We start from the raw sequence: 9608 nt of genomic DNA, 5'->3' as shown, positions 1-9608 counted from the left end.
GCACTAAGGAAATAGGCAAGACTAATGCGCTGCAAGACACCCATAATCCGAATAGTATCCCAGTTGTAAGTCGGAAAACCATTGAGCAGTAAGCCTAGGGCAAATAGAATGGCACATCGCCTGCCAATACGCCAATACCCCTGGGATACGGATTGGTTGTTATTGGTGTACTTGACTAAGGAAAAAGCCATTGCTACACCAGCAATAAATAAAAAGGCAGGAAATACTAAGTCTGTGGGTGTAAAACCATGCCACTTAGCGTGAAGTAAGGGGGGATAGACATAAGACCAACTTCCGGGATTGTTGACTAGAATCATGCTAGCCATGGCAATACCTCGAAAGACATCAAGAGAGGTTAGACGCATGATAGGCAAGAGGCAATAGGCAATAGGAACCCACCCCTAACCCCTCCCAGGAGGGGAAGGCAATAGGCAATAGACAAGAGGCAATAGGCAATAGACAAGAGGCAATAGGCAAAATTAAAATAACCGTCAACTGTCAACAAATGATTAAGCCCACTCTTGAGATGCTTTAGCTTCTGCTTGTACTAATCTCTCTCGTAATTGTTGCCAATTAATCTGCTCAGCTGGACTGTCTTGGAGTAACTGAGTATCTTGCAAATACAATAGTCGATTACAAAATAACTCAGCCATATCTAGCTGGTGATTGACCATCAAAATTGTGATCTGCTCCTTTCGGGCTAAATCGGTAAATACCCTGATCACCTGAGAGGCTATACCAGCATCTAAGGCTGAGGTGGGCTCATCAAGTAACACTATCCTTGGTTGGACAACTAGTGCTCGTGCGATCGCAACCAATTGCCGTTGTCCCAAAGACAGTTGTAACTCTGTACGCTCTAACCACTCCGCTGGGATGCGCAGTCTCTCTCGAATCTCTTGTGTCCGTTGTGCGTTCGCGTAGCTTGGCCTACGGCCAATCGCTTTTTTTGGCAGCTGTTGCAATACCAACGGATAAGCTAGAGCCTCCTGAACGGTCATTCCTAACAATTTTGGTTCTTGAGGAACCAGCATGATCTGTCGCCGCAATTCTAGGACAGGGATATTCCGGATGTTCTGATTATCTAGGTAAATTGTTCCCTGGGTGGACTCACTTAATCGGTTCAACAGCCGCAACAGAGAGGTTTTACCAGCACCAGATGGTCCAATCACGCTGATGCGATCGCATGGGCTGACCTCGAAAGAAATATCAGTTAATATAGGTATTCCAGCTGCTTTAGCCCTGGTTGAGAGGGTCAGGCTTACCTGCTTTAGCTGCAACAGGGGATTAGTCAATCGCTTTGCTCCAATTAAAAATTATCAATGTTTTAGCTGAGAGCTCTCAGCTAATGGGCTACAGATGGTGCTACAGATAGTGCTTTTATAGCGCTACGCCCAAGTCAGCAAGGTTATTGCGTCAGAAGTCAAAAGTAAGGGATTACTTACGTTTCGGAGTTTAGGAATGTCAAACATCTTAATGGGTAGTGCTATAGTACCTCAAGTACCGTGCGCGTAGCCCATTAGCTGAGAGCTGAGAGCTGATAGCTGAATGCTTACATCAAACCCTGATTGATAGCTGTGGTTATGGTCCAGGCATCTACAAGTAATAGCAAGAGGGTGAATCCGAACAAAATTAGATACATCCAAGGCTGGGCTAGGGGACGAATATCGGTAGTATCTATCCCGGTATAGTTTTGTACTAACTTAACTAAGCGATTAAATCCCACTACTCGCATTGGCAGCAAGTAAGCTTGGTCATAAGACTGGCTAACGAAATAGTAAACAAGCCCTCCTTGACCTGTGGTGCGCATTTTTAAGTCTTTCACCTCTTTCCAGTGTAATTGCCAACCTTTGCGGAAGAATCGGGGCACCCAATTGGGATAAGCTACCTGAATTTTTTCGTCATCTACAATCACCTGTTCGCTTAAGGCACCATAGAGGGCGATAAATCCTAAGCTAATTCCTATCCACAGGATTATTGGCGATACCGGAGTCGATGATACTTTAGCTAAAAACGGTAATGGTATCAACAGCGCCCAATAAAATGTGATTAGGGTAATCCGAATTATAGGAGAGATGCGAAATACAGAAGGGCTATACTGTTTATTTTCAGGGTTATTTTCAGGTTTAGTTTCAGATGCTTTTTTTTGATTTGGTGACATAATGAAAATGGTTTAATCAGGGAATAGGTAATAGGGAGTAGGAAGTAGTAAAAAGGGCAGAAAAATTTTCAGAATTAATTTATTATACCTCAAGGTTTAATCCCTTAGCGACCATTCAAAAATTTTCAACGTCTTCTTTAGTTAAACCAGTTGTTGCCACGATTAAATCCAAATCAATCCCTCTTGCTTTCATAGCTTGGGCTATTTCTATAGCTTTCTCTGCTCTCCCCTGTAATTTTCCAGCTGCTTCTGCTCCTGCCAACAGGCTAATTTCATACCGTTTATTTTCCAGATATTTCTGATAAGCAACCCTTTCTGGTAATGGTAAATTATCAATCCTGAGCTTATCCTTGGCCTCGGCTAATCCTCTGGCTTGGAACTCTTCCTTGATTTCACTATTCTTTAGGAAATAGATCCATTCATCTAAATTGTTTCTAGTTACATTATCAAACTGGTTGACTCTCAAGATATAATATTCGGGAAATATCTGGTATACTTTCTCTAGTTTGAACAACTCTTTCTGGAGACTGGATAACCCTAAGGAGTCTTGATGATGACGACCTCGTAAATCTAGTTTCCCTTCATAGATGTAATCTTGTCCTTGCCCCAGGGTAAAGTAAACAATATTAATGGAGTAGACTTTTTTGAGTTTACTATAGGGCTCTCCTTTATCTAGATATTGCGTGAGCAGTGTGGAGACGCCAAATAGCATCCGGTGAAAGTAATCATTTTCGGAACTATTTTGGACTTCCACTAGCAGTAACTCTCCAGCACTATTGAGCGCTAGAATATCAACCCGATTCAGTTTATTGTCTTCGGTGAGCCGATTACTTTCGCCTTCTAAAATAGATTCAATAGTAATCTCTTCTCCTAGTAATTCGGTGATCAAGCCTTCTAGGACAACATAATTAGCTTTATCCCTCAGCAGTTTTTTGATCGCCCAGTCAAAGCGGATGTGTGTCTTGGCCATGATTAGTAGGGAGTAGGGAGTAGGGAGTAGGGAGTAGGGATTAGTATAGTTAACAAGCAGTGTTAACTCAAAAATTAATTGATTTTATTATAGGTGGAATTTACTTTATTGATTTTCCTAGTAACTCTACCGGTAACGCTAGTTGCTGCTTGGTTTAATAATCTTATCTACTGATCATGGGTAAATTTACTCTACCGATCAGATCAGCTCTGTTATTGATTTCCCCAGTAACTCTACCGGTAACGCTAGTTGCTGGTTGGTTTAATAATCTTATCTACTGATCATGGGTAAATTTACTCTACCGGTAACCTTAGGTATATTGCTGATTTACTCAGTAACTCTAGGAATAAGTATAGCTGTCGGTTAGTTTAATAATACACTCTACTGCTCATGGGTAAATTTACTCTACCGGTAACGTCAGGTCTGTTATTGATTTCCCTAGTAACTCTACTAGTAACGCTATTTGTCGATTGCTTTAATCATGCACATTAATTATAATTTAAAATTACCAATTAACATAAGCATTCAGCCGTTTTCCAAAGGCCAATGGCTGAATTAACCTCAAGTAGAGTGCCCATAGGGAATCAGATGATAGCTGATAGCACCTCAAGTAGCACCTCAAGTAGCGCATTATCTGAATGCTTACCAATTAACAATTAACAATTAACAATTACTAAAATAGCTATTAGGCACTAGAAGGATTAACCTAACACCTAACTCAGGGAGATGTGGAATTCACGGATATCATTTCCTCCGTAACCTGATCAAAATTCCGTAATTCTCTCTAGGCAATAACCACATCAATCAAGCAATCCTAGATCACAAGAGTAGTTTAACTAGGAGGAAAATCGGATGCACCTCAAGTAGCGTGACCTAGGGTCAATCGCTTATCTGAGTGCTCAGTACTGAAAGCTGAGTTATTTGTTATTAATGATTAGGGCTCTACCGAACTGATTGTATGCATAAAACCGCGCTTATTGCCCACTAAGTCTGATCGGGCGGGTAATTTATTAAAAATTATTCTTTCAAAAACTAAAACTCCTGCCATATTCTGATTATCATAATTATTTTATAAACGTTTTACATAGCAACTTTCCTAGAGCCACGATTAGTTATTTATTCGGTGTTGCTGAACTAACTAATTTACTAACTAATTTATTGATATCAAGACTAGTTGGGTCAGTTACCAATTAGCTTTTCTCTTTAATTCATTCTGGCCAGTTATGAAGTCTTTATTCAATTATCTCCAAGGAATCAGATACCATTCCTCAGACTCTTCTGGAGCATCTGAGGTAAATTCTGATTGGCAGCCTTTAGGCTTTAACCTGATGGGCATAACTAACCTAGCTAAGGCTACTTTCCCGATCCTAGTGACAGGTTCTGCTTTGCTGGTGGCTACTCCTACTCCAGTAGCAGCGCAGCTACCATCTCGAACCTGTTCCCAGGCTTTTGCTGATTTTGATTGGAGTCAGTTGTCTTGGACTAATGGGGATCTTGGCCCGAGGACTTTTACTGCTAACGGTGTCACCTATACCGTTGAAGTTAAAAACCCCAATAATCATAGCTTCACCGACAATTCTCCGAAGCTAGGCAATAATAACTTCAATCAACCTGCTTTGTATGCCCGCCCCAACATGGTAGGTGGGGGTTACATCGAGTTTGAAGTGACCATGAGTCGGCCAGTGACTGGTGTACAAGGCATTGTGGATGCTGTAGACGAGCAGGAGACCGGAGGAAGTCGTTGGCAAGACGAAGTGGTAATCACGGGCTTCAATGGCTCAACTACTGTTACTCCGACCTTAGTTGCCTTCGACCCGAGCAAAGTTAGCGTGGTAGGTAACGTGGCTACTGGACAGTCTGGGAGCAATTTCTCCACAGGGGGTGGCCATGGGGCTGATGTGGAATTTGGATTTGGGGACCAAGCTATTGATAAGTTTGTGGTGCGCTATCGACCAGGCTCAGATGTTAACCAAAGCAGCGCTCAGCATGTCACCCTCAACAATTGGAGTTTCTGTGCGGATGTTGTGGCTAGTGACAAAGACTTTGGTGATGCGCCCGACACTGGCAACGGCACCAGCAGTGGTAACTATAATACCTTACTCAGCGATAATGGTCCTAGTCACGACATAGATGGTAGCACCTATCTCGGCAGTGGAGTAACAGCTGATACCGATGGCTTTGGAGATGGCACCGATAATAACAATAACGCTACCGATGATACCGATGATGGGGTTCAAATTAATAGCGCTAGCCTACAAGGACAAACTCTACCGATATCGGATAATGTTAGATTAGATATCACTACAGCCGGGTCTGGAGTGCTGAATGCTTGGATTGACTGGAACGCAGATGGAGACTTTGATGATAGTGGTGAGCAAATTGCTACCAATGCTAGTCCTAGTGGAAATGCGATCGCATTAAACCTAACTGTACCAGCTGGAGCTACCGTTGGTAATACTTATGCACGTTTCCTGTATAGTTCTGATACTGGCCTTACTCCTACTGGTGCCGCTAGTGATGGTGAGGTAGAGGATTATCAAATTGCGATCGCTAACTCTACACCAACGACTGCCTCTGTAGGGGATCAAGTCTGGGAAGACCTAGATGGTGATGGCATCCAAGATCCTGGAGAGCCTGGAATTCCCAACGCCCTAGTCAATATCTACAAATCTGACAACACCTTAGTTGATGCCACTTTTACCGACAGTAGTGGTAACTACAGTTTCAGCGACCTTGACCCAGGGGATTACATCATTGAATTCACCTCCCCTGCTGTGGGCTATAGCTTCACTCGCCAAGATGCTGGGGATGACACCCTAGACAGTGATGCCGATCCAGTCACAGGTCGCACCGATACCTTCACCTTGGCTGCGGGAGACAACAATACCAGTATTGATGCTGGACTTACCCTTAAAGCCAACACTATTGTCGCTTGCGATATCATACCACTCCAGGCTACCAATTGGACTGAAACCCTGAACGTAGAGAAATTTGATTCTGCTCTAGGGAGCCTGGCCAGGGTAGACCTAACCCTGAGTACCCTGATTGCACAAGAGTTAATCTACGAGAATACGGCAGACCAGCCAAAAACAATAACCGTGAACCAGGAGGGAGAAGTCAGTGTTTCCTTGCCTGATACTAACGCCAATATTACCAGAAATTACAACCAATCCACCGACTTCAATCTACCAGCCTTCGATGGTAGTGATCCTCCTGACTTTAGCGGCACTTCCGGTGGCAGGACTCCCACGATTCTTGCCTATGAAACCCATACCGAGGAGTACACTAACCTAGCTGATTTCATTAGCTCCTCATCACCAGTGGAAACCGTCAGTATCCCGGTGAATACTACCTCTGCAGCTACTTTCATTAACTCTCAGAACGCTTCCACTGGCTCTAGTAGCGAGGCAACCGCCGGATTGTGTGTCACCTATACCTACAGTTTAGTCCCGAAAGAACCTTCAGCCAGCATAGTCCCGGAAGAAGCTTCACCGGAAGCCGGAAATATCGTTATCAACGAAGTCCTCTACGCCCAAACTGGCAGCAGTGCTGAAGCTAATGATGAATTCATCGAACTCTATAACTCTTCCGATAATGCTGTAGATATCAGTAACTGGAAGCTAGCCGATAGCAACCTGATTTTTAACAGTACTGATAATACTGGCAACATTACTGGTGATGCTGCTAATCCGGCCTATATCTTCCCCAACAACACCACTCTCCAACCAGGGGAATACGCTGTTATTTGGATTGGCAACAATACATCAGACCATCAAGCTCCCGATGCTGCATTCCAGGATTGGTTAGGAAAGGCAGCCAAACTTAACAATGCTGGAGAAGATATCTGGCTGTATGACGAGGAATTCAAGATTGTAGACTACATTGCTTATGGCTCCAATAACGCCATCAATACTCCACCCTCAGCTGAATTGAATCTGTGGGATGACACCTACCAACGAGACTTAGATGGGGCAAGCACTGGTCAATCGATTAGTCTCACCCCCAATGGAGAAGACGGAAATACTAGTGCTTGCTGGGAGCATACCCTTAGTAATGATGCCAATGGCCGTTGTCCTGAATTCCTGGAAACCAGGGATACAGATACGGTGAGTGTACGCCAAACTAGTGTTGGAGTTTATAACAATATCTTGCCCAATGTCATCCTGGTCAAGCGGATTACTGCTATTAAACCCAAAGATACCAACCAGTGGATAGAGCTACCGCAATCCGGCTCACCCTTTATCGATGGCATTGATGGTGGCAGTTCTGAGAATAACGTTGGTTCCGACCGTGCTGCTGATGACAATGACCCCAACTGGCCGAATCCTGATGTTTATCTGCGGGGATTAATTAACTCTGGGCAAGTAATGCCAGGAGATGAGTTAGAGTATACTGTATACTTCCTCTCCAATGGCAGCAACGATGCTAAAAACCTGCGCATCTGTGACCGAGTGCCTGGGGAAACTACCTTTATTACCGATTCCTTTAATGCCACAGCTGGCTTCCCAAGTAGTGATGTCGGGATTGCTTTGTTCCAGAGCACCACTACCTTAGCCAATGGTGGTCCAGCTGAACCGAACATCTATCTTACTAATATTCCCGATAGCGATCGCGGTCGGTATTACGGGCCAGGAACCTCAGTGCCAGCCGGATGTAATGTCACCTTCAATCAAAATGGAGTAGTAGTAGTGGAAGTTGGGGATGTGCCAAACGCTGATTCACCCGGAAACCCACCCAATTCCTATGGATTTATTCGCTTCCGGGCTTTAGTCAAATAAGGCAGAATTAAGAATTTAGAATGCAGAATGTAGAATTTAGAATTGTGAATGGTGAAGGCAGAATGGTGAATTAAAAATTAAGAATGAATAATTTAGAATTAAGAATGGTGAAGGCAGAATGGTGAAGGCAGAATGGTGAAGACAGAATGGTGAATTCCCAATTCTACATTCTATCTAAATTCCCAATTCTACATTCTACATTATTAATTCCCAATTCTACATTCTAAATTCTACATTCTAAATTCTACATTCGCAACTGTTCACTAAACTCATCTAAAGAGTTAACGGTTAATGCTATTGCCATCAACTCTTCTAGTTGTTCGAGAGTTAAAGCTTGAATTCTCAGGGATATCTCTAAAGGAATCTCTGAAAATCGCAGTTTAAGGATGCGCTCTAAACTGCCTCGACGTTCTTGTTGGATGCCTTGCTCAATGCCTTGTTCAATCCCTTGTTCAATGCCTTGTTCAATCCCTTGTTCAATCCCTTGAGCAACACCCTCTTGTAAAATTTCCTGATACCAGGGTGATTCACGTAATACTGTCATATCCCACCTCATGATTTGTTGAATTAAGGGTATTTCTAATACAAAGCTAGCGAAAAAAGCTAACAACGGTTCTAGTTGGTTCAAGGTTTGATCTGCTCTTAGTGCCTGGACGGCTGAGCGCAATTTCGCTTCACTACCACCTCCAAATAAAATTGGGACAAATGGTAATAATGATGTCAAGGGTTGTGCCAGTACCAAGTCAGCATCTACTTCCCACAGATTAATTACCCGATAATCTTGATACGCCTTTAATCCCATGAATTCGCTTTCGTAGCAATTTTCAATGGTAACGGTGGCTGGAGGCGGCAAGATGTTAATTAATACTGGATAAGTGGATAGGTTGTATTTTTCTTCCGCTAAGGCGACATAATTGCGCATACGCTGAGGCATTGCCTGACTATAGCGTAGTTGCAATTCATTGAGAATCAGAAATTCTTGATGTTCAGGACTATAAGCTTTTACAATGACATCGCTTTCTCGACTAATCCATTGAAATTCAGCATCGAGTAACTCCGATGCTCGCACTTGAGGATTACCAGTTACCCATTGCACCCAAGCATTGGGTGCTAAACTGATTAAGCGTTTGCTACCAATATCTGCACGTTTTGCCATAGACAATTACCGAATTAAGACTAATTACTGAGTCACGCCCAGGGCTGTTTCTGGGGTCGGACTAAAATTTGATTACTGGGAAGCTGGGTCTCCCGCACTTCCCACACTCCCTGCTCCTTAAGATTCTTCGTCTATAGGCTGGTCGTCTATAGGCTGGCCGTCTATCGGGTCTCCTAAATCGAAGATAATAATAAAATCAGCATCAGGCATCAGTCGTTTCAGAGCCTGCAAGTGCCCCTCCGCATCTGATCGGTTGCGAAAACGACGCACAACCATCCGCTGCATCTTCGGCAATAGACGAATGAGCGCCCATGGATATAGGCGTTGAGAGTAGGACATAAAATATTAGGTATCTCCTTAACTGGGGGTCTAGAGCCAGCCTGGGGTCCTGGAGAAACTGTCGGCTGGCTCTTACCGTGGAGCGTTTTAGCGCTCTTGGTAATTTTTTCCCGGTTATGTTACTGGTTTGTTTTGCCTTTTTGGCAATTTTCATTCTCCGTCTATTGCGACAGTCTATGTCTCTGGCGGGATTGATAAATTTTCTCG

General features: G+C 43.5%; 7 protein-coding genes. 1 reads left to right on the top strand and 6 read right to left on the bottom strand.

What is annotated here, in order from left to right:
• The 4 genes from F6K20_RS11900 to F6K20_RS11885 all read right to left on the bottom strand — a co-directional run.
• On the bottom strand, nt 1-365 hold a 365-nt coding region (locus F6K20_RS11900; RefSeq protein WP_287294806.1), incomplete at its 3' end, for a heparan-alpha-glucosaminide N-acetyltransferase domain-containing protein.
• Between the two features lie 144 nt (nt 366-509).
• Nucleotides 510-1292, bottom strand: a complete 783-nt coding sequence (locus tag F6K20_RS11895; RefSeq protein WP_287294805.1) for an ABC transporter ATP-binding protein — start codon at nt 1290-1292, stop codon at nt 510-512.
• 257 nt (nt 1293-1549) lie between these two features.
• Nucleotides 1550-2158 carry a hypothetical protein gene (locus F6K20_RS11890; RefSeq protein WP_008187783.1) on the bottom strand — a complete coding sequence of 203 codons (609 nt, stop codon included), beginning with the start codon at nt 2156-2158 and terminating at the stop codon, nt 1550-1552.
• A gap of 115 nt (nt 2159-2273) precedes the next feature.
• Nucleotides 2274-3128 carry an Rpn family recombination-promoting nuclease/putative transposase gene (locus tag F6K20_RS11885; RefSeq protein WP_008187782.1) on the bottom strand — a complete coding sequence of 285 codons (855 nt, stop codon included), beginning with the start codon at nt 3126-3128 and terminating at the stop codon, nt 2274-2276.
• 1223 nt (nt 3129-4351) lie between these two features.
• Here F6K20_RS11885 and F6K20_RS11880 point away from each other — a divergent pair.
• The gene (locus F6K20_RS11880) at nt 4352-7906 is read left to right on the top strand and encodes a choice-of-anchor E domain-containing protein (RefSeq protein WP_287294804.1); all 3555 of its coding nucleotides are present in this window, start codon (nt 4352-4354) and stop codon (nt 7904-7906) included.
• Nucleotides 7907-8150: 244 nt separating this feature from the next.
• Here the strand turns inward: F6K20_RS11880 and F6K20_RS11875 are convergent, their stop codons facing one another.
• Together F6K20_RS11875 and F6K20_RS11870 are read right to left on the bottom strand one after the other, a co-directional pair.
• Complete coding sequence (locus F6K20_RS11875; protein ID WP_287265128.1) at nt 8151-9062, bottom strand: DUF4351 domain-containing protein; 912 nt, start codon at nt 9060-9062, stop codon at nt 8151-8153.
• A gap of 117 nt (nt 9063-9179) precedes the next feature.
• A complete protein-coding gene (locus tag F6K20_RS11870; RefSeq protein WP_287253416.1) occupies nt 9180-9401 on the bottom strand; it encodes a hypothetical protein in 222 nt (73 codons plus the stop codon).
• Nucleotides 9402-9608: the final 207 nt, after the last annotated feature.

This window comes from Moorena sp. SIO2C4 (assembly GCF_010672485.1).
Classification (GTDB): Bacteria; Cyanobacteriota; Cyanobacteriia; order Cyanobacteriales; family Coleofasciculaceae; genus Moorena; species Moorena producens.
Note: the sequence above shows the minus strand (reverse complement) of the source record. Positions and strands in the feature narration are given on the sequence as shown.

Excerpts from the sequence above, each read along its gene's own strand:
- F6K20_RS11890 (WP_008187783.1), bottom strand. The coding sequence starts at position 2,158 with ATGTCACCAAATCAAAAAAAAGCATCTGAAACTAAACCTGAAAATAAC.
- F6K20_RS11885 (WP_008187782.1), bottom strand. The coding sequence starts at position 3,128 with ATGGCCAAGACACACATCCGCTTTGACTGGGCGATCAAAAAACTGCTG.
- F6K20_RS11880 (WP_287294804.1), top strand. The coding sequence starts at position 4,352 with ATGAAGTCTTTATTCAATTATCTCCAAGGAATCAGATACCATTCCTCA.
- F6K20_RS11875 (WP_287265128.1), bottom strand. The coding sequence starts at position 9,062 with ATGGCAAAACGTGCAGATATTGGTAGCAAACGCTTAATCAGTTTAGCA.
- F6K20_RS11870 (WP_287253416.1), bottom strand. The coding sequence starts at position 9,401 with ATGTCCTACTCTCAACGCCTATATCCATGGGCGCTCATTCGTCTATTG.